General features: G+C 68.5%; 17 protein-coding genes and 3 tRNA genes. 13 read left to right on the top strand and 7 right to left on the bottom strand.

The genetic code is table 11. From position 1 onward, the window contains the following. Positions 1-82: 82 nt before the first annotated feature. The gene (locus D6T64_RS19785; RefSeq protein WP_119976396.1) at positions 83-1,012 is read right to left on the bottom strand and encodes a 5-dehydro-4-deoxyglucarate dehydratase; all 930 of its coding nucleotides are present in this window, start codon (positions 1,010-1,012) and stop codon (positions 83-85) included. Between the two features lie 132 nt (positions 1,013-1,144). On the opposite strand from D6T64_RS19785, the gene D6T64_RS19790 reads away from it, so the two are divergent. The 3 genes from D6T64_RS19790 (at position 1,145) to D6T64_RS19800 (ending at position 5,288) form a co-directional block, all read left to right on the top strand. Next, on the top strand, positions 1,145-2,131 hold the full coding sequence (locus D6T64_RS19790) for a LysR family transcriptional regulator (RefSeq protein ID WP_119976397.1): 987 nt from the start codon (positions 1,145-1,147) through the stop codon (positions 2,129-2,131). 127 nt (positions 2,132-2,258) lie between these two features. Next, the gene (locus D6T64_RS19795; protein ID WP_119976398.1) at positions 2,259-3,872 is read left to right on the top strand and encodes an aldehyde dehydrogenase (NADP(+)); all 1,614 of its coding nucleotides are present in this window, start codon (positions 2,259-2,261) and stop codon (positions 3,870-3,872) included. A 54-nt stretch (positions 3,873-3,926) separates the two neighbouring features. Next, a complete protein-coding gene (locus D6T64_RS19800; protein ID WP_267900501.1) occupies positions 3,927-5,288 on the top strand; it encodes an enolase C-terminal domain-like protein in 1,362 nt (453 codons plus the stop codon). Here D6T64_RS19800 and D6T64_RS19805 read toward each other — a convergent pair. Beyond that, a complete protein-coding gene (locus D6T64_RS19805; RefSeq protein WP_233551449.1) occupies positions 5,285-6,517 on the bottom strand; it encodes an isochorismate synthase in 1,233 nt (410 codons plus the stop codon). The genes D6T64_RS19800 and D6T64_RS19805 overlap by 4 nt on opposite strands. Positions 6,518-6,628: 111 nt before the next feature. On the opposite strand from D6T64_RS19805, the gene D6T64_RS19810 reads away from it, so the two are divergent. The 4 genes from D6T64_RS19810 (at position 6,629) to D6T64_RS19825 (ending at position 10,991) form a co-directional block, all read left to right on the top strand. Next, positions 6,629-7,336 (top strand): class I SAM-dependent methyltransferase, encoded by a 708-nt coding sequence (locus D6T64_RS19810; protein WP_233551450.1) that lies wholly within the window; start codon positions 6,629-6,631, stop codon positions 7,334-7,336. Positions 7,337-7,431: 95 nt separating this feature from the next. Continuing rightward, entirely contained in the window at positions 7,432-8,517 is a 1,086-nt protein-coding gene (locus D6T64_RS19815) for a polyprenyl synthetase family protein (protein ID WP_233551451.1), read from the top strand. Positions 8,518-8,576: 59 nt separating this feature from the next. Then, positions 8,577-9,959: an FAD-dependent oxidoreductase gene (locus D6T64_RS19820; RefSeq protein WP_119976400.1), complete on the top strand. Its 1,383-nt coding sequence runs from the start codon at positions 8,577-8,579 to the stop codon at positions 9,957-9,959. Between the two features lie 6 nt (positions 9,960-9,965). Next, entirely contained in the window at positions 9,966-10,991 is a 1,026-nt protein-coding gene (locus D6T64_RS19825) for an alpha/beta hydrolase (protein ID WP_119976401.1), read from the top strand. Between the two features lie 32 nt (positions 10,992-11,023). On the opposite strand, the gene D6T64_RS19830 is transcribed toward D6T64_RS19825, so the two are convergent. Beyond that, positions 11,024-11,512, bottom strand: coding sequence for a YajQ family cyclic di-GMP-binding protein (locus D6T64_RS19830; protein WP_119976402.1), 489 nt, complete (start codon positions 11,510-11,512; stop codon positions 11,024-11,026). Positions 11,513-11,647: 135 nt separating this feature from the next. Here D6T64_RS19830 and D6T64_RS19835 point away from each other — a divergent pair. From D6T64_RS19835 to D6T64_RS19845, 3 genes are all read left to right on the top strand, one after another. Further along, a tRNA-Tyr gene (locus tag D6T64_RS19835) sits at positions 11,648-11,732 on the top strand. Between the two features lie 85 nt (positions 11,733-11,817). Further along, the gene (locus D6T64_RS19840) at positions 11,818-12,651 is read left to right on the top strand and encodes an inositol monophosphatase family protein (protein ID WP_119976403.1); all 834 of its coding nucleotides are present in this window, start codon (positions 11,818-11,820) and stop codon (positions 12,649-12,651) included. Between the two features lie 213 nt (positions 12,652-12,864). Then, a complete protein-coding gene (locus D6T64_RS19845) occupies positions 12,865-14,028 on the top strand; it encodes a M23 family metallopeptidase (RefSeq protein WP_119976404.1) in 1,164 nt (387 codons plus the stop codon). A gap of 209 nt (positions 14,029-14,237) precedes the next feature. Here D6T64_RS19845 and D6T64_RS19850 read toward each other — a convergent pair whose 3' ends face one another. The 3 genes from D6T64_RS19850 to D6T64_RS19860 all read right to left on the bottom strand — a co-directional run bounded on the left by D6T64_RS19850 (position 14,238) and on the right by D6T64_RS19860 (position 18,266). Beyond that, positions 14,238-15,122: a GTP pyrophosphokinase gene (locus D6T64_RS19850; RefSeq protein WP_325049816.1), complete on the bottom strand. Its 885-nt coding sequence runs from the start codon at positions 15,120-15,122 to the stop codon at positions 14,238-14,240. Next, positions 15,119-16,816, bottom strand: coding sequence for a glycoside hydrolase family 13 protein (locus D6T64_RS19855; protein WP_119976526.1), 1,698 nt, complete (start codon positions 16,814-16,816; stop codon positions 15,119-15,121). Before D6T64_RS19855 ends, D6T64_RS19850 begins: the two co-directional genes overlap by 4 nt. A gap of 100 nt (positions 16,817-16,916) precedes the next feature. Beyond that, complete coding sequence (locus tag D6T64_RS19860; RefSeq protein WP_119976405.1) at positions 16,917-18,266, bottom strand: glycosyltransferase; 1,350 nt, start codon at positions 18,264-18,266, stop codon at positions 16,917-16,919. A gap of 210 nt (positions 18,267-18,476) precedes the next feature. Here D6T64_RS19860 and D6T64_RS19865 point away from each other — a divergent pair. Then, positions 18,477-18,548 (top strand) — tRNA-Thr (locus D6T64_RS19865). A gap of 33 nt (positions 18,549-18,581) precedes the next feature. Further along, positions 18,582-18,655, top strand: a tRNA-Met gene (locus tag D6T64_RS19870). Positions 18,656-18,767: 112 nt separating this feature from the next. Here the strand turns inward: D6T64_RS19870 and D6T64_RS19875 are convergent. Continuing rightward, the gene (locus D6T64_RS19875; protein WP_119976406.1) at positions 18,768-19,229 is read right to left on the bottom strand and encodes a BLUF domain-containing protein; all 462 of its coding nucleotides are present in this window, start codon (positions 19,227-19,229) and stop codon (positions 18,768-18,770) included. 122 nt (positions 19,230-19,351) lie between these two features. Here D6T64_RS19875 and D6T64_RS19880 point away from each other — a divergent pair, with 122 nt between their 5' ends. Beyond that, positions 19,352-20,152: a DUF1206 domain-containing protein gene (locus D6T64_RS19880; protein WP_233551452.1), complete on the top strand. Its 801-nt coding sequence runs from the start codon at positions 19,352-19,354 to the stop codon at positions 20,150-20,152. The last annotated feature ends 58 nt before the right edge of the window (positions 20,153-20,210 follow it).

Below are 20,210 nucleotides of genomic sequence, written 5' to 3' on the forward strand. Positions count from 1 at the left end.
TGGACGCCCAGATGCTGGTGAGCCTAGCCGAGCGTCCCATCGACGTCTACGTATATGGACGCCGGCTTCATCCGTGGAAGGTTCAGCCGACCAGCACGGCGCGATCGGCGAGGACGCGGCGCCCCGCGGCGATGATGCTGACCAGCTCGGCCTCGTGCGCCGCCGTGATGTCGCGCAGCGGCGGGCGCACGGCCCCGGTCTGGATGCCGCCGAGTCGGGCGCCCGCCTTGACCAGCGCCACGGCATAGCCGGGAGCCTGGTCGCGCAGGGCTACGAGTGGGTGGAAGAACTCGCGGCTGAGGGCGTTCGTGAGCTCGGTGTCGCCCGAGATCAGGGAGTCGTAGAAAGCGACCGAGAGCTCGGGGGCGAAGGCGAAGGTGGCCGAGGAATACAGCTCCACGCCGATGGCGCGGTAGGCCGCCTGGGACGACTCGGCTGTCGGCAGGCCGTTGAAGAACTGGAATTCCTTGCCGGCCGCGGTGGTCGCGTCTTCGACGGCGCGCACGATGCGGCTCATCAGATCGAGGTCGCCAACGCCGTCTTTGAAGCCGATGACGGTCGGGAAGGTGGAGACCTCCACCGCGGCCGCCACCGTGAACTGGGCGTTGCCGCGGTGGTAGACGATGATCGGCAGCTCGCTGGCATCGGCGACGGCGCGCACGTAGTCGAGCAGGCCCTCGACGGGGCTGCCCACGAGGTAGGGGGGCAGCAGCAGCAGGCCGTCGGCGCCGGCCTCGGCTGCCTTCCGGGCCATCAGCTTCGCGGAGGCGATCGGGCCGCCGACTCCGGCGAAGACGGGGGTGCGGCCGGCGGTCACCGTGACGGTAGTGGCCACGATCTCGGTGAATTCGTCTACCGCCAGGGTGTGGAATTCGCCCGTGCCGCAGGCCACGAAGATTCCACCGGGGCCGTATCCGATGCCGTGCTCGAGATGGGCGGTGAGCGCCGCGTGGTTGACGGTGTCATCCTCGTTGAAGGGCGTAATCGGGAAGAACAGAATTCCGTCGAGCACGGGAGGACTCCTTAGGTCGGCTGCGCATTGCTGGGCGGCTCTGGGTGGCAGCGGGTATGTCCAGAACGATAAAAGACAAATCGATTCAAGTCCAAGCTAAAATATGCACAGACTGATACAAGGAGTAGATCGATGTTTTCGCTGGTGCAGTTGGAATGCTTTGTTGCCGTGGCCGAAGAGCTGCACTTCGGGGCCGCCGCCGAACGCCTGCGCATCACGCAGCCGCCGCTCAGCCGCCAAATCCAGCTGCTCGAGCGTGAGCTCGGCGCCCTGCTCTTCAACCGCACGAGTCGACGGGTGGAGATGACCGCCGCCGGGCAGTCGCTGCTGCCGAGCGCGCGGCGGGTGCTCGACCTCGCCGCCAAGATGGCCATCGACGTGCGCCGGGTGGCGTCGGGCGTGGCCGGCACGCTCACCGTGGCCTACACGGCCATGGCCGCCCAGAGCGCGCTGCCCCTCTTCATTCGCCGCGCCGCCGAAGACATGCCCGATGTCAGCCTGGTGCTGCGCGAACTCGTGACCACCGATCAGATGGACCAGCTCGTCAAGGGCACGGTGGACCTGGGGCTGTTGCGGCCCCTGGTGGCGCGCCCCGGCATCAGTACGCGGCAGATCATGTCAGAGCGGATGGTTGCGGCGATCCCCGCGACCAGTCACCTGGCCCTGCCTCCCGGCCCGATCTCGCTGCTGGACTTCGACCGCGAGCGCCTGCTGATGTATTCGCCCACGGAAGCCCGATACTTTCACGACCTGCTCCTGCGGCTCTTCGCCGCCAGTGAGAGCCAGCCGGTGGTGATCCAGTACGCGAGCCAGGTCCCGGCCCTGCTGGCCCTCGTGCAGGCGGGGCTCGGCCTCACGCTCGTGCCGGCATCCGCCCAGCGCTTCGCTCCGGAAGGAGTGGTCTTTCGTGACCTCGACACGCACTCTCCGGCCGACAGCCTGAATATCGTGCACCTCGACGTTGCCTGGAGTGACGAGAGTGCCAACCCGGCCGTGGCCAAGGCCGTTGAGATGCTGACCCGGGCGGAAACCGGCACCGATCCCGCCGCCGACCCGGCCACCCCGGCGACGGACCCGTCGCACGCAGCAGCACCAGCGACCGGCGACGTCGGGCTCTGAGAACGTTCGCACGGCGGATCGATCCATTCCACGTATCGGTGCATGCGGATTTCATGTTGAATCAACATCGGTTCGTTCCTAGGCTGAAAGCAGACAGCGCGACCCCGCCGCCCGAAGGAGTGCCCTCATGACCGTGCAGACCGCCACCGTTTCGACCAGTACCGACCTGACGGGTTTCTCGTTGATCGGCGGAGTGCCCGTAACCGGAACCCACGGCGAGGTCGCCGGCGTCAACCCGGTCACCGGTGAGACCCTGGCTCCCGGATACGGACTGGTCGGCGTCGACGAGGTCGATCGCGCCGCCGAGCTCGCCTGGACGGCCTTCGCCACATACCGCAAGACCGCGCCCGAAGCCCGAGCGGCCTTCCTCGAGACCATCGCCGACAACATCGCGGGCCTCGGCCAAGCCCTCACCGACCGCGTCATCGCCGAAACCGGCCTGCCGCTGCCCCGCGTGCTCGGCGAAACCGGGCGCACCGTCGGCCAGCTGCGCCTGTTCGCGGCCGTGCTGCGTGAGGGTAATCACCACGGCGCCCGCATCGACCCGGCCCAAACCGACCGTGCCCCGCTGCCGCGCCCCGACATCCGCCTCACCTCGATCGCGCTCGGCCCCGTCGCCGTGTTCGGCGCGAGCAACTTTCCGCTGGCCTTCTCGGTGGCCGGCGGTGACACCGCGTCCGCGCTCGCCGCCGGATGCCCCGTGATCGTCAAGGCGCACAGCGCCCACCCGGGCACTTCCGAGCTCATCGGCCGCGCCATCAGCGACGCCGTGGCCACCCACGACCTGCCCGCCGGAGTCTTCTCGCTGCTGTTCGGCGGCGGTGCCTCCGTCGGAGCGGCCCTCGTCAGCCACCCGCGCATCAAAGCTGTGGGCTTCACCGGCTCCCGCAGCGGCGGACTCGCCCTGGTCGCCGCCGCGGCAGCCCGACCCGAACCCATCCCGGTGTATGCCGAGATGAGCAGCATCAACCCCGTCTTCGTGCTTCCGGGCGCGCTTGCACAGGGTGCGGCCGCCCTCGGTGAGCAGTGGGTCGCATCCGTCGCCACCGGAACCGGCCAGCTCTGCACGAGCCCCGGCCTGGTCTTCCTGCCGCAGGGCCCCGACGGCGAAGCGTTCACGGCCGCTGCCGCCGCCGCCATAGAGAAGCTCGTCGCGACCCCGATGCTCACCGGCGGCATCCGTGACGCCTTCGACCGGGGCGCGGCCGTGTTCCGTGACCATGCCGGCGTCGAGAACGTGGCCGTAGCGCGGGCCAACCCCGACGTGGCGATCGGGGCAGCGCCGCAGCTCTACGCCACGGATGCCGCCACCTTTGTGGCCGACCCGGCCCTGCAGGAGGAGGTCTTCGGCCCCGCGAGCCTCGTGGTGACCGTGCGCGACACTGCCGAGATGGCCCGGATTCTGGCCGGCCTCGAAGGCCAGCTGACCGTAACTCTGCACACCGATGGCGCCGAGAACGGCGCCGCGGAGTTGCTGGATGAGGCCGAGTTACGCGCCGGCCGGGTGCTCTTCAACGGCTGGCCGACCGGGGTCGAGGTCGTCTCCGCGATGGTGCACGGCGGACCGTTCCCCGCCACGTCCAACGCGCAGGGCACCTCGGTGGGCACACTCGCGATCGATCGTTTTCTGCGCCCGGTCAGCTACCAGAACGTGCCGGCCGCACTGCTGCCGGCCGCGCTCCGCGACGACAACCCGCTCGGCATCTTCCGCCAGCACGACGGCCAGCTCGCTCGCGACTAGACCTCGACTCGATCAGACCCGACAGAATCAGACCCGACAGAACAGAGACCCGCAATGATGCCTAACTCGACAATCGAGAGCGCCACCCGCACTTCGGGCCCAACCATCGAGTCGATGCGGGTGGTGCCGGTCGCCGGCCACGACAGCATGCTGCTCAACCTCAGCGGCGCCCATGGCCCGTTTTTCACCCGCAACATCGTGTTGCTGACCGATTCCGACGGCAACACCGGTGTCGGCGAGGTGCCCGGCGGCGAGCCGATCCGGCGCACTCTCGAGGACTCCCGGGAACTCGTGGTCGGCGCGGGCCTCGGCGACTACCTCAACACGCTGCGGCGCGTGCGCCTGCAGTTCAACGACCGTGATTCCGGCGGTCGGGGCGCGCAGACCTTCGACCTGCGCACGACCATCCACGTCGTCACCGCGCTCGAGGCCGCGCACCTGGACCTTCTTGGCCAGCACCTCGGCGTGCCCGTGGCCGCCCTGCTCGGCGAGGGCCAGCAGCGCGATGCCGTCGACACCCTCGGCTATCTTTTCTTCGTCGGCGACAAGCACCGCACCGACCTGCCCTACGTGGAGACCGCCCCGGGAACGGATGCCTGGTCCCAGGTTCGCCACGAAGCCGCCATGAACCCGGAGGGCGTCGTGCGCCTGGCCGAGGCCGCCTACGAGCGCTACGGTTTTCGCGACTTCAAGCTCAAGGGTGGCGTGCTGCCGGCCTGGGAGGAGGCCGAAGCCATCAAGGCCCTGGCCACCCGGTTTCCGGAGGCCCGCGTCACCCTCGACCCGAACGGCGGCTGGCTGCTCGAAACGGCCGTGGCCGTTGGCCGCTCGCTGCGCGGCGTGCTCGCCTACGCCGAAGACCCCGTCGGGGCCGAGGGGGTCTACTCCGGGCGCGAGATCATGGCCGAGTTCAAGCGGGCCACCGGCTTGCCCACCGCGACGAACATGATCGCGACGGACTGGCGGGAACTGGGCCACACCATCCGCTCGAATGCGGTGGACATTCCCCTGGCCGACCCGCATTTCTGGACGATGGCCGGGTCCGTGCGGGTGGCCCAGATGTGCAACGACTGGGGGCTTCAGTGGGGCTCGCACTCGAACAACCACTTCGACGTGTCCCTGGCCATGTTCACCCACGTGGCCGCGGCCGCGCCGGGAACCCCGACCGCGATCGACACGCACTGGATCTGGCAGGACGGCCAGAACCTCACCTCGAATCCGCTGCAGATCCAGGGCGGCCAGATCGCCGTGCCGACCGTGCCGGGCCTCGGCGTGACCATCGATGAGGAACGCCTGCAGGCCGCACACGAGCTGTACCTCAGCCAGGGCCTCGGCAGCCGGGACGACTCGGTGGCGATGCAGTACCTGATTCCCGGCTGGGGCTTCGACCCGAAGCGGCCCGCCCTCGACCGCTAGCCGAAGGCTTCGACGACCGGACGAAACTTCATCTTGGTCTCGGCCAGCTCGTGCTCCGGGGTCGAGTCGAGCACGATTCCGCACCCGGCGTAGGCGGTGACGTCACCGGTCGGGGTGACCTGCGCGCAGCGCAGCGCGATCGCCCATTCGCCGTCGCCGTCGGCGCCGACCCAGCCGACCGGCCCGGCATACCGGCCGCGGTCGAAGGGTTCGAGCTCGCGGATGAGGGCGAGCGCGGCGAGCGTCGGGGTTCCGGCGACGGCCGCCGTCGGGTGCATCGCCGCGATCAGGTCGAGCGAGGTCGACCCGTCGCTGAGCGTGCCCTCGAGGTCGGTCGCGAGATGCCACAGATTCGGTAATTTCACGGTGAAGGGGATCTCGCTCGTGGCGAGCACCGAGGTGTGCGGGCGCAGCGACTGCAGCACGCTCTGCACGGCGAACTCGTGCTCGTCTCCGTCTTTCGCGCTGGTGGCCAGGGCGAGGGCCGCCTCGAGGTCGGCGGCGGCATCCGTTCCCCGGCTGATCGTGCCGGCGAGAACGCGGGCGTTGACCTCGCCGTGGTCCACTCGAATCAGGGTCTCGGGGCTCGAGCCGACCAGGCCGTCGACCGCGTAGGTCCAGCAGTCCGGGTACCCCAGCGCGAGCTTGGTGATCGCCCGCCGCAGGTCGCTCTCAGCGGGCAGGTGCCCGGTCAGGTCGCGGGCCAGCACGACCTTGTTCAGGTCCTGCTGGGCGATGCGACGGATGCCCTCGGCTACCGCATCGGTGAATCCGGCGGTCGTGAGGGTGCCCGGTCGCAGCGAGATGCGGTACTCGTCGCCCGGCGGGCGCGCGGTCAGCGGAAGAGCCGGGGCCGCGCCGCCGGTGGGCCAGATGCGGGTCACCCAACACTGGCCGTCTTCGCGACCCACGATCACCTCCGGCACGATCAGCACGCTCTGTTGGGCGGAGGAATCATCGAAGGCGAAGGTGCCGAAGGCCAGCAGCCCGGTGCCCGTTCGGGCCAGCGGGTCGGTGACCGTCGCGTTCGCGACGACGGCGCGCCAGGCGGCCGCGGCATCCGTCATGCGGGTGGGGCCGGAAAACTCGAGGCGCAGGGCAGTGCCGATACCGGCGAGGCCCTGATTGCGGCGCATCCAGAGCAACGGTTGCCGTTGATCGAGCAGCGGAATGAGTTGGCGGACATCGGCAATCGGGGTGGTTTCGACCGTCAGGGCCTGCGCATTCACGTCAGTAGCCTACGCCCCGCGTGGGCCGGGGCCGGGGCCGCCGCCTGTGGGAGTGCCGGACGTGCGCCCCCGGGCGGCCGCCCGGGCCGCGGAACATCCTAGACTGGACGAGTGAATAGAGCAGACCTCAATAAACGGCCCGCCCAGGTGGCGGCGATGTTCGACGAGGTCGCCGCGCACTACGACCTCACCAACGCCCTGCTGTCCGCGGGCAACGCCTCGCTCTGGCGTATCGCCACGACGCGTGCCGTGGCCCCGCAGGCCGGTGAACGCATCCTCGACATCGCCGCCGGAACCGGCACCTCGAGCGCGGCGATCGCCAAGAGCGGCGCCCACGTCGTGGCCGCCGACTTCAGCGAGGGCATGATCAACGTCGGGCGCGAGCGTCAGGCAGGCAACGCCAACATTGAATTCGTGCAGGCGGATGCGACCGCGCTGCCCTTCGCCGACGGGGAATTCGATGCCGTCACGATCTCGTTCGGCCTGCGCAACGTGGTCGAGCCGAAAAAGGCGCTCGCCGAGTTCTACCGGGTCACCAAGCCCGGCGGCCGCGTGGTCATCTGCGAATTCTCGACCCCGCCGTTGACCCCGGTGCGGGTGGGCTATTTCGCCTACCTCAACCGCGTGATGCCCGCCGTGGTGCGCCTCGTCTCCTCGAACGCGGAGGCCTATGACTACCTCGGCGAGTCGATCGCGGCGTGGCCCCAGCAAACGATCCTGAGCGGATGGCTGCGGGACGCCGGCTACGACGCCGTCGCCTACCGCAACCTCACGCTCGGCATCGTGGCGCTTCACCGCGGCATCAAAGCGGCCGGCTAGGCCATCGGCGCCGTGTTTGCCCGGGTGCGGTCCATCCCCGTGCGCGTGTCGTCAGCTGCGTTCAACCACCAGCGACTCATCGGTAGGCTGACAGAGTGAAATCGAGACCACCCGTCGTGCGCCGCAGCCCGTCGATCACATCGCAGGCCGGCATTGCCGACCGCATCTTTTCGACGAAAAACGACCGCGGCCTCGCCGCGAACATCGACGCCGGAATCGTGCAGGTCGAGACCGGCCTCGTGGCCGAGTCCGTCTTCGCGAACGAGATCGCCAACGTCACCGGCCGCTACCTGCTGAACGCCGGCGGTAAACGCGTGCGCCCAATGCTCGCCCTGCTCACCGCGCACCTCGGCCGGGGCGTCGTGCCCGAGGTCATCACCGCCGCGACCGCCATCGAACTCACCCACCTCGCCTCGCTCTATCACGACGACGTGATGGACGACGCCGACAAACGTCGCGGCGTGCCGAGCGCCCAGATGGTGTGGGGCAATTCCGTCGCGATCCTCACCGGCGACCTGCTCTTCGCCCGCGCCAGCCAGCTGATGGCCCGTCTCGGCGAACGCGCCATCCGACTACAGGCGGTCACCTTCGAACGCCTCGTGCTCGGCCAGTTTCGCGAGACCGTCGGCCCCGCCGTCGGGGAAGACCCGGTCGAGCATTACATCCAGGTGCTCGCCGGCAAGACCGGCTCGCTCATCGCCGCCGCGGCCCAGGCCGGCGTCGTCTTCGGCGAGGCCCCGCCCGAGTACGAACAGCCCGTCGTCGACTTCGGCGAGAAGATCGGCGTCGCGTTCCAGCTCATCGACGACGTGCTCGACCTGTCGCCGCAGCCGCAGGAGACCGGCAAGGTGCCCGGCACCGACCTGCGCGCCGGCGTCGTCACCCTGCCCCTGCTGCGCCTGCGCGAACGCGCCGAAACGGATGCCGCCGCCCGCGACCTGCTCTCCCGTCTCGACCGCGACGTGATGAACACCGCCGGCACCGATCTCACCCCAGAGCTGGCCGAGGCCGCGGACTCCGCGATCACCGCGCTGCGCGAGCACCCGGTCACCGCGGAGACCCTCGCCGAGGCGCACGCCTGGGCGCGGGACGCGGTGGCCGCCCTCGATCCGCTGCCGCAGGCATCCGTCAAAAAGGCATTGACCCGCTTCGCCGAGACCATCGTCGAACGATCCAGCTAGACCCACGCTCCAGCCAGACCCGCTCCAGCCAGACCCATCCCGCTAGAACAGAGGTTCCCTTGACGAAGTTGCGATTGGCCATTGTCGGTGCGGGTCCGGCCGGAATCTATGCCGCCGACATCCTGCTCAAGGCGGAGCGCAAGTTCGAGGTCTCGATCGACCTCTTCGACCACCTGCCGGCCCCCTACGGGCTCGTGCGTTATGGGGTCGCTCCCGACCACCCCCGGATCAAGGGCATCATCACCGCCCTGCGTGACGTGCTCGACCGCGGCGACATTCGCGTGTTCGGCAACGTGCGGTTCGGCATCGACCTCACCATCGACGACCTCAAGAAGCACTACAACGCGGTCATCTTCGCGACCGGCGCCGTGCGCGACGCCGACCTGCTCATTCCCGGCGCCGACCTCGTGGGTTCCTACGGCGCCGCCGAGTTCGTCAGCTGGTTCGATGGGCACCCCGATTTTCCCCGCACCTGGCCGCTGGAAGCACGCGAAATCGCCGTCATCGGCAACGGCAACGTCGCCCTCGACGTGTCGCGCATGCTCATCAAGCACGCCGCCGACCTGCTTCCCACCGAGATCCCCGGCAACGTCTACGACGGCCTCGCCGCCTCGCCGGTGACCGACGTGCACGTCTTCGGGCGCCGCGGACCGACCTCGGTCAAATTCACCCCGCTCGAACTGCGCGAGATCGGCGAACTGAACGACGTCGACATCATCGTGCACGAGGAAGACTTCGACTACGACGATGCCGCCCGCGCCGCCGTCGCCGGCAACAAGCAGGTCTTCGTGATCGACAAGGTCATGACGGCTTGGCGGAAGCGTGAGGTTGGCGCCGCTTCCCGGCGCCTGCACCTGCACTTCTTTGCCAAGCCCCTCGAAATCCTCGACGACGGCCACGGGCGGGTCGGCGGTATCCGCTGGGAGCGCACCGCGCCCGACGGCGAGGGCGGCGTGGTGGGCACCGGTGAGATTCGCGAGCTGCCGATCCAGGCGCTGTACCGAGCGGTGGGCTACTTCGGCTCGCCCCTGCCGGGTGTTCCCTTCGATAAGAAGCGCGGCATCATTCCCAACCGCGAGGGCCAGGTGCTGCGCCGTGACCCCTCGGCCGGCAGCGGCGGCCTGTTCAACCAGCAGATGTACGGCGTCTACGCGACCGGCTGGATCAAGCGCGGCCCGGTCGGCCTGATCGGCCACACCAAGAGCGACGCGATGGAGACGATCAAGCACCTGATCAACGACGCCGGCAACTGGTGGCGGCCCGAAGCGCCCGAGGAGGACGCGATCGTGGCGCTGCTCGACTCCCGCGGCATCCGTTACACCGGCCTCGATGGCTGGCACAACCTCGACCAGCACGAACTCGCCCTTGGAGAAGCGGCCGGCCGGGTGCGGATCAAGGTCGTGCCGCGCGACGAAATGGTCGACATCTCCCTCGGCCGGTAGCGGCAGATGGCGTCGACGGATGCCCCGGCCGACCCGGCCGATGCGAGCTGGGGCCCCGACCTGCTCGGGGACGACTTCGAGAGCACCACGCTCGACCTCGAGGCCGACGCCGAGGGGCCCGTGGTGGCGACCCTGGTGCGGCACCGGCCGGGACGGCTGCGGCATCCGCTCTCACCGATCGGCCCGGCCACCGGAACCGACGTGCTGTACCTGCACGGCTGGTCCGACTACTTCTTCCAGGGTCATCTGGCCGAGTTCTGGCACTCCGTCGGGGCTCGCTTCTATGCCCTCGACCTGCGCAAGTATGGTCGCAGCCTGCGCGAGCACCAGACGCCCGGGTACATCACCGACTTCGCGACCTACGACGAAGAGATCGAAGCGGCGCTCACGCGGATGGGCCACGGCCGTGGCGGCGCCGACCGACCGTTTCGCCGACGCCTGGTCGTGATGGGGCATTCGACCGGTGGACTGATCTGGAGCCTGTGGGCCGCCCGGAATCCCGGCCGGGTCAATGCCGTCGTGCTGAACAGCCCCTGGCTGGAACTGCAGACGGGGGGAGCGGGGCGGGCATTCATCGCGCCGCTCGTGCAGCTCGGGGCGCGAATGCAGCCGCTCGGCAACCTGCCGCAGATCGACCTCGGGTTCTACTCGCGGTCGATCTCGAAGCTGACCGGCGGCGACTGGTCGTTCAACCCGCTCTGGCGGCCGGAACGGGGCTTTCCCGCGCACCGGGCCTGGTTCGGCGCCGTGATCGCCGGGCAGACCCTGGTGCAGGCGGGCCTCGCGATCGATGCTCCCGTGCTCACGCTGCTCTCGGCGCGCTCAACGATCCTTCTGCGGTGGACCGAGCAGATGCGCACGTCCGACAGCGTGCTGGTCGTCGATGATATCGCCCGGCAGGCCACCCACCTCGGCCCGAACCTGACCGTGGTGCGGCTGGAGGGCGCCGTGCACGACATCTTCCTCTCGCACGAGGCGGTGCGCGAGGAGGCCTACAGGCAACTGCGGCGCTGGCTCCGCGGCTACCTGTAGTTGCGCAGCCGGCGGATGCCGACGCCGGGCGCCTAGCGGAAGTTGACGAACTGCAGGGCGACGGCGAGGTCCTTGCCCTTGAGCAGCGCCATGACGGCCTGCAGGTCGTCGCGGCTCTTCGAGCTGACCCGCAGCTCGTCGCCCTGGATCTGGCTCTTGACGCCCTTGGGGCCCTCATCGCGAATGATCTTGCCGATCTTCTTCGCGTTCTCCTGGTCGATGCCGGCCTTCATGGTGGTCTCGATGCGGTACTCCTTGCCCGAGGCGAACGGCTCCCCGACCTCGAGGCTACGGAGAGAAATGCCGCGCTTGATGAGCTTCGCCTCGAAGACCTCGAGGATCGCCTTGACGCGCTCTTCGGTGTTCGCCTTCATGAGCACCTTCTCGCCGCTCATCGCGATCGACGCGCCCACATTCTTGAAGTCGTAGCGCTGCGCGACCTCCTTGTGAGCCTGGTTGAGGGCGTTGTCGACCTCCATCGGGTCGACCTTGCTTACGATGTCGAAAGTTGAATCTGCCATAGCTGCCATGGTACCGGGACCGGCCGGGAGCGACTTTCGCCCGGTTGATTCCCGGTTGATTTCACACTGGGAGCTTTGCCGGGTAATGTTAACCCGCGTGTCCGGTCAGGTGAATACATCTGGGCGGGAACGTCTGGCGAGTTACCCAAGCGGCCAAAGGGATCTGACTGTAAATCAGACGGCGTAGCCTTCGTGAGTTCGAACCTCGCACTCGCCACCAGCACGACAGCAGCAATAGGCGGACCTCTGGTCCGCCTATTGGCGTTAACCCCTATGTCGTAACCTGCATGTCGTAGCCTGCACAGATGACTGAATCGGCAGCACTGACTGAAATGCTCGGCCTCGCCCGCGAGACGGCACTGACCGCGGGAGCGCTCGCGAAACAGCGCCGCGCCGAAGGCGTCGAGATCGCCGCCAGCAAGTCCTCACCCGAAGACGTCGTGACGCAGGCCGACCGGGAAACCGAGCGGCTCATCCGTCGCCTGCTCGCCGAAGCCCGGCCGAACGACGGGTTCTACGGCGAGGAGTCGGAGGGGACGACCGGAACCAGCGGCCTGACCTGGGTCGTCGACCCGATCGACGGCACCGTCAACTATCTCTACGGCATCCCCCTGTATGCGGTGAGCATCGCCGTCGTCGAGGGGGAGCCGGACCCCGCCAGCTGGCGCACCCTCGCCGGCGCCGTGTACAACCCCGCCCTCGACGAGCTCTACACCGCCGCGGCCGGGCAGGGGGCCTTTCTCGGCGCCCGTCGCCTGCAGGTCAAGACGGATGTCCCGCTGGCCCTGGCCCTGGCCGGCACGGGATTCGGATACCAGGCTCCCCGGCGACAGTGGCAGGCCGACGTGGTGCGCGACCTCATCGGCGAGGTGCGGGACATCCGTCGCCTGGGTTCGGCCGCCCTCGACCTGTGCGGGGTGGCGGCCGGCCGGCTCGATATCTACTATGAGCGCGGGCTGCATCCGTGGGACCACGCCGCAGGCGCTCTGGTCGCCCGGGAAGCCGGGGCCCGGGTCGGCGGCTTCGGCGGCGACCGCGAGGGTGAAGACCTGCTGATTTCGGCCGATCCGGGCCTGTATTCGCGGTTTGAACCGGTACTGGCAAAAATCTTTGCCCGGCACGCGGCAACCGCGGTCTGACCGCTCAGGGGCTGGTCGGAGCGCATTTCTCAGTTTCCGAGAGACACCCCCTTTCGGGGGTCATTCGGTGCGCACGTCTGGCCTTCCGGGCCTCGCGCGTTAGTGTTGACTGAATCGTTCTTCTGGCAAGGCCCACGAGGAGCTCCATTCTCCCCTGTCCGCCACGCCGAAAGATTCCCTTTGACACATCGCGACCCAGCCCTGGACACTTCTGTGTCCGCTGAGCGTGATGCAACGTCCCCGGCGGTGCCCCTGGTGGCCCTGACCCGTCGTGAACTGCGTGAGCAGGAACGCCTCGCTAACGTAGCGACGGCGCTCACCGCCGAGGCAACCGGCGTCGTGGCGGCCGAGCTGGCCTCTCCCGACGTCGAAACGGCTGTACTTCCCGAGGGATCGTCGGCGAAGACGGCTGTCGATCCCGTCGCAGACCACACCCTGCTGGCCCCGGAGTCGACCGCCACCAGCTCCACCCCGATTCCGCTCCAGAGCCGCGCGGACCTGCGTGCTGACCGGGCTGACTCCCGGGCCGGGCGTCCTCGTCGCCAGCCGGCCGCCACCGCGCGCCTCGCCGACGTGGAAGCGCCGTTCGCGCCCACCCGCCGGTTCGTTCCCAGTGCGACGCCGCCCGCGGCATCCGCTCGCCCGGTGCGAGCCCCCGTGGCCCGCGCACGGCGCCTCGCCACCAAGGCCGTCACGGTCGCGGCTATGTCGTTCGTTGCCCTGATGGCCGTGGCCACGTCGCTGCCCGCCGAGGCGCTGCTGAGTTCCTCCGACGTGCAGACCGCGGTGCAGGCGTCGCAGCAGCCGACCGACTCCGAGCCGCTGCAGTCCCTCGACCTCGCCGGCGGCGACACCATCGTGCTCGAGCGTGACGGATACGCGTCCAGCACCATCGCCGATTCGGCCGCCGCGAGCGGAATCCGGATGGAAGACACCTTCACGAACAACCCGAATGGCACCATCCAGTGGCCCTTCGCCGTCGGTGTTCACATCGGGGACCAGTTCGGATACCGCAACTGCGCCGGCTGCTCGGTGAACCACGGTGGCCAGGACTTCAACCCAGGGCTCGGCGCGCCGATCCAGGCGATCAGCGATGGGGTCGTGAGCTTCGCCGAAGACGGCGAAGGCAGCCTCGGCGTGCACATGATCATCGACCACATGGTTGACGGCGAACTCGTTTCCAGTGTTTACGCGCACATGATCCACGGCTCGATGCTCTTCAAGGCCGGCGACGTCATCAAGGTCGGCCAGGTCATCGGCCAGACCGGCAGCACCGGCATGTCGACGGGCCCGCACCTGCACTTCGAGATCCGCCTCGGCGGCATCAATGGCGTCAAGGTCGACTCGCTGCAGTGGCTCTACGCCCACACCGACTAGGCACGTCCCCCGCGCTACGCCTGGGTCGTCGCATCAGCTTCTTTCGCTGGCATGCGGCCATTGTTGGCAACTGGCTCACGACATGCCAAAATATGCCCCTTGAGGCCCGTCAACCCCTGTGAGCCGCCTAAAAGCGGATGCGGCGGCATCCGCTGCCAGGTCCGGCGCCCGGCCAGGCGGCGATGGCACAGGGCCGCAGGGGCAGGCAGCTACTCGGCTGCGGGGGCCACCGGGCTGCGGCCGCGCACGAAGGCCTCGAGCAGGTTGCGCGGCAGTGGGAACGGCGGCAGCCCGGCGAAGTTGAGCATGTCGGCGTCGGCCGCGTCGCGGGGCGAGGTGTCGAGGGCGACGACCTGGTCGTGCAGAAATTCCATCTTCTCGTCGAGGCGATTGGATGCATCCGCGGCCTGCTTCAGGTCGTCGACGAGGGCGTCGGGCACCGCTCCGTCGTACTTGTAGAAGATCTTGTGTTCGAGGCTCGCCCAGAAGTCCATCGCGACGGTGCGAATCTGCACCTCCACGGTCACGGGCTGCACCCGGTCGCTCATGAACACCGGAATCGCGACGATCAAGTGCAGGCTCTTGTAGCCGTTCGCCTTCGGCGTCTGGATGTAGTCCTTCTCGAGCAGCACCGTGACGTCGCGCTGGTTGATCAACATGTCGCGCACGCGGTAGGTGTCCGAGATGAAGCTGCAGGTGATGCGGATGCCCGCAATGTCCTGGATGTTCTCCCGAATGCTCTCTAAGGCGAGCGGGTACCCCTTGCGCAGCGCCTTCTTCAGGATGCCCTCCGGCGACTTCAGCCGCGAACTGACGTGCTCGATCGGGCTGTAATCGTGGATCGACCCGAACTCCTCCTTGAGAATGTTGATCTTCGTCATCATCTCGTCGGTCGCGAACTTGTACGACATCATGAACCGCGTCAGCTCGTTCTTCAGCGCCCGCAGCTCGGCCACGTCCACCGTCGACGTCGCATCCGCGGCCGCCTCGGCGATCGCCTCGACCGCATTGCTCGCGGCGGTCACCGACATCGGGCCGGCGGGTGCCTCCACCCCGGCACCCGTGTCCCCGATCGTCCCCCCGACCGTGGTCACGCGGAACGCAGCCAGACCGTCGTATCGTTCGGCAGAATACGCTCGCCGTTCGGTCCCGTGAGAATCGGTCCGCTGGCCAGCAGCAGGTCGCCGGCGGGCAGGGCGACGGATGCCGCCCCCGCGTTGCCGATGACGGTCACGTCGCCGTTCACGAACGCGACGATCTCGGGGCCGAAGCCGCCCAGCCAGGCGACCGTTCCCGGCCCGAGCAGGTGCTCGCGGCGCAGGGCCAGGGCCAGTGTGTACAGCTCGAGGGTGGAGCCGGCCGTGCCGCGCTGCACGTCGCGGGCGAGGTGCGCCCACTCGGCGGGCTGGGGCAGCCAGCTGGCGCTCGTGGGGCCGAAACCGTAGGAGGGGGCGGCGGCTTCCCAGGGGAGGGGCACGCGGCATCCGTCACGGCCGTAGCGTTCGCCGTTGGTGCGGAACCAGGTCGGGTCTTCGCGGGCCTCGTCGGGCAGGTGGATGACCTCGGGCAGGCCGAGCTCCTCGCCCTGGTAGAGGTAGCTGGAGCCGGGGAGCGCGAGCATGAGCGTGCTCGCCGCACGGGCGCGGGCCAGGCCGAGCACGGGGTCGGGCAGGCCCAGCGACTTCGGGCCGATGCCGTGGCCCTGCAGGTTCTCGCCGGTCAGGGCGAGGCGGGAGGCGTGGCGCACCACGTCGTGGTTGGAGAGCACCCAGGTGCTCGGCGCTCCGACGTCGCCGAAGGCCTTGAGGGAGTCGTCGATGACCCGGCGCAGGGCCGGCGCGTTCCACGGGGTTTCGAGGTAAGCGAAGTTGAACGCCTGGTGCATCTCGTCGGGGCGCACCCATTCGGCCACCCGGGTGAGCGGATCGACCCAGGCCTCGGCGGCCAACACCCGGTCGCCGGGATACTCGGCGAGCACCTGGTGCCAGTCGCGATAGATCTCGTGCACGCCGTCCTGCGCCCAGTACGGCGGGGTCTCGGCCGGCGGGGCATCGATGCCGGGCTCGAGCGCCGTGGCGCCGCCGCCCATGCTGCCGCCATCGGCCGGCGGGGTGTAGTCCGGCAGGCCCGCGGCCTTGATCATACCGTGCGCTACGTCGACGCGGAAACCGTCGACGCCGCGGTCGAGCCAGAACCGCAGCACGTCGCGGAACTGCTGGCGCACCCACGGGTTCTCCCAGTGCAGGTCGGGCTGGGTGGTGTCGAAGAGGTGCAGGTACCACTGGCCGGGAGTGCCGTCGGCGTTCTCGGTGCGGGTCCAGGCGAGGCCGCCGAAAACGGACTCCCAGTTGTTCGGCGGCAGTTCGCCGGCCTCGCCCTTGCCGTCGCGAAAGATGTAGCGCTCGCGTTCGTGGCTGCCGGGCGCGGCCGCGAGGGCCTCCTGAAACCAGTCATGGTCGCTCGAGGAGTGGTTGGGCACGATGTCGACGATCACCCGGATGCCGAGATCGTGGGCGGTGCGTTGCATCTCGTCGAAGTCGTCGAGGGTGCCGAACAGCGGGTCGACGTCGCAGTAGTCGGCCACGTCGTAGCCGGCGTCGCGCTGCGGCGAGGTGTAGAACGGGCTCAGCCAGATCGCGTCGACGCCGAGTTCCTGCAGGGCGGGCAGCCGGCTCGTGATGCCGGCGAGGTCGCCCATACCGTCTCCGTTCGCGTCGGCGAAGGAGCGGGGGTAGATCTGGTAGATCACCGCGGTACGCCACCATTCCGATCCGGTCGGAACGGTCATGCTGTGGTCAACTGCGTCGGGGCCGGTCAACGTGGGGCCGGTCACACTGGTGCCTGTCATAGAAGAAGGGTACGTCAAGCACCTGCGCGTCCCTGCCGCATCACTCGCTCGTGTGCCCGTCGCGGGGCGTGTGCCGGGGGGCAGCGGATGCCGCGCGCGGCTCCACAAGGCCCGTGATCGCCTGGGCGGCGGCTAACAGGCCGTGCGTCTCGGCGTAGCGGGAGGCAAGCACCCGCGCCCGCCGACGAAACCGCGGGTCGCCGAGCACTCGGCGCACCGCGAGCGTGACGTCCTCCGCGCCCGGGTCGGCGCTGTGCAGGCAGACGCCGACGCCGGCCCACTCCACCCGGGCGCTCACCTCGACGGTCTCGTCGGTGCCGCCGGCGACGATCACCGGGATGCCGGCGGTCAGAGCCTGCTGGATGCCCAGATAGCCGCCCGTGGTGACGAGTACGTCGGCGCGGGGCAGCACCTCCGAGAAGGGCAGAAACCGTTCGAGCCGCAGGTTCTCGGGCCGGCGTGAGCGGGGCAGCACCGCTTCGGGATCGATGCTTCCCGTGCAGCCGATGACGAGGGCATTCTCGGCCGCGAGTCCGCGAATGGCCGGCAACAGCAGGCGGTGGCTTTCGCTGTCGTGCAGGCCCTGGGTGAGCACGATCACCGGGCGACCGGCATGTCGGGCGGCGGCCACGTCGCCCCACCACGCCGGGGTGCGCCAGCCGCGGCTGCGGCCCGGCAGCAGCGGGCCGGTGAACTGCAGATGGGGTGACAGATCGCCGCGCGGATATTCGAATTCGGGCACGGTCGCGGCCAGGTAGCGGCTGGCGAGTTCGACATTCCAGTTGAGAAAGAAACTGTGCCGCGGCGGCAGGCCGCAGGCGCGGCGCACGCCATTCGCGGCGGCCTGAACATCGGCGAGAAGAACGTGCTCGTAGCTCCAGTTCAGGGCACGATTGCGGGCGTGTCCCGCACCGGAGGCGGCCGGGGCGAGGCCGGTGCCCACCGGGGCGGTGTCGCTCGACGGGACGGCGAGCGGTGTGGTCGAGAACGCGACGCTCGGCAGTCCCAGCTTTTCGGCCAGGAACAGGCCGGCCAGAAACCCGTGTTCGACGACGACGACCTGCGGGCGCACGCGGTCGGCCAGCGCTTCGAGTTCGTGCAGCCAGCCGGGGATCGGGTCGAGGGAGACGTGCCGGTGCGCCCATTTCTGGGCGGCAACACCCGGTTTCGGGTTGGCGACCGCGTGCATCCGCGCAACGGATGCGTCGGAGTAATCGTGTGGGGGCGACATCGGCACCGCGATCGCCCCGGTCGAGGCCACCTCGGTGGCATACGTCGACCCGGTGTACCAGGTGACCTGATGGCCGTCGGCGACGAGGCGGCGGGCCAGGGGCAGGCCGGGGCGGACAGCGTTGGTGCGGGGCATGCTGCCGAATAAAATGCGCGTCATCAGTGACTCCCGATGGGACGGTTTTCGTCAATAGCGTGGGGCGCAAATCCGCGTGAAACTGGCGTCATTGCGGGGCACAAGGGGGCGCCGAGGGGAGCGCCCGGGGCTTGTCGGAGCCATGTTATCCGGCCTCGGTAACTGGATGGCCTCAACTGGTGATAATCTAGACAGGTTGCCAAAACTGGCGGCTGCTTCGCACGGTGAAGCGTCGCCCCCTTAGCTCATTGGTAGAGCACTTCCTTGGTAAGGAAGAGGTAGTGGGTCCGATTCCCACAGGGGGCTCAGGCTTGCAGCACTAAGCTGCTGACAGGTCGTGGCGGGGTAGCTCAGTTGGTTAGAGCACACGGCTCATAATCGTGGTGTCGCGGGTTCAATTCCCGCTCCCGCTACACAGTTCTCAGAGAAATACCCCGGACTTCTGCGAAGGTCCGGGGTATTTTTTTACCCAGCGGGGGCCGCGGCCGGCTCCACGTTCAGCGTGTCGGGCGGCCAGCCCGTGTTCTAGGCGACAGGCGAGAACCAGTACTGTCCGAGCCATTCCAGAAATTCTTCCGCCTGCCGGTTGGCGTGTGCAAGCTGGACCTTGCCGGTGCTTCCGTCGAAAATATCGTCATATCCGGCCAATTGGTCCAGCGCCATACTCGAGAGCGGTCGAAAGCCCATCGTCCACCCGGGAAACTGGCGCGACGTGATCTTCTCCTCACTCACCGTGTGGATGCTGCGGTGCCGCGGGTCTGCGCGGATCACGGCGAATCGATCGCGAACTTCGTCATCGGGGCCCTCGAGGATTTGTATGAATTTGCCCTCGTGATAGATGAGGGCGCCGGTGAGGTGATGCTCGTCGTTGTTCGCCCGTGCCTGCACGAGGATCGCGGCGATGTCTTCGTCCGACAGGGGGACCGCCGAAGCGCTCACATAGGCAATTGATAGCAGGGTGTCCTCCGGACGTGAAATATGTTTCATGTTCCTCCTCGGCGAAGCGACCGAACAGACCCCAACCGAGGGGCGCGGAGTACCCGCGACACGGGCAGCTATCGTTGAGAAGAGAAATTCGTGGTGTGGTGACAAGTAGGAGGCGACCCGGTGTGACCTCCACCACCGATCGCGCCTCGATGCGCACGCGCACCTTTCGCCGCCTGGCCCGTTCCGGCTACGCGGTCAACGGTCTGATTCACTTTCTGATCGGCACCATCGCCCTCACGGTCGCTTTCGGCGGCACGCCCGCCGCGGGCGCCGATCAGTCCGGCGCCCTGCGGGAAGTGGCAGGGTCACCGGGCGGCGGCCTCCTGATCTGGGCGGCCGTCGTGGGGCTGGGGGCGCTCGGTCTCTGGCAGGTGACCCAGGCCGGGCTGATCGTCGACCCGAATCCCCTCAAGAAGTGGGGCCGCCGCGCGTCAGAGGCCGGTAAGGGTATCGCTTACCTGGCGCTCGGGTTCACGGCCATGGCGGTTGCGCTCGGCGGCCGCACGAGCTCGTCCGAGTCGATCCAGGCCGTGAGCGCCTGGCTCCTGGAGAGCGACCTCGGTGTCCTGCTGCTCATCGCGATCGGCCTGACCGTGTTCGGCGGCGGCATCGGCTTCATCGTCATTGGGCTGCGCCGGGGATTCCGCAAATTCATCCGCGTGCCGGGCGGCCGCCGCGGCCTCTTCGTTCTGCGGCTCGGCCGGTCGGGCTATATCGTGAAGGGGTTGTCTCTTGGCATCATTGGATCCCTCCTCGTGGTCGCCGCGCTCACCAGCGATGCCGCCCAGGCGGGTGGCCTCGATGGAGCCCTCCGTACCCTCGGGCAGCTTCCGCACGGGGCCATCTACCTGACGATCGTCGGGCTGGGCCTGGCGCAGTATGGCCTGTTCCTGATGATCCGGGTGCGGCTGGCCCGCTTCTGAGCCGTGACGAAAACCGGAGGAGACCGTGAAAAAGTCCCCATTCATCCGGTTTTCGATG

The sequence above is a fragment of the Cryobacterium melibiosiphilum genome, assembly GCF_003602235.1.
Taxonomy (GTDB): domain Bacteria; phylum Actinomycetota; class Actinomycetes; order Actinomycetales; family Microbacteriaceae; genus Cryobacterium; species Cryobacterium melibiosiphilum.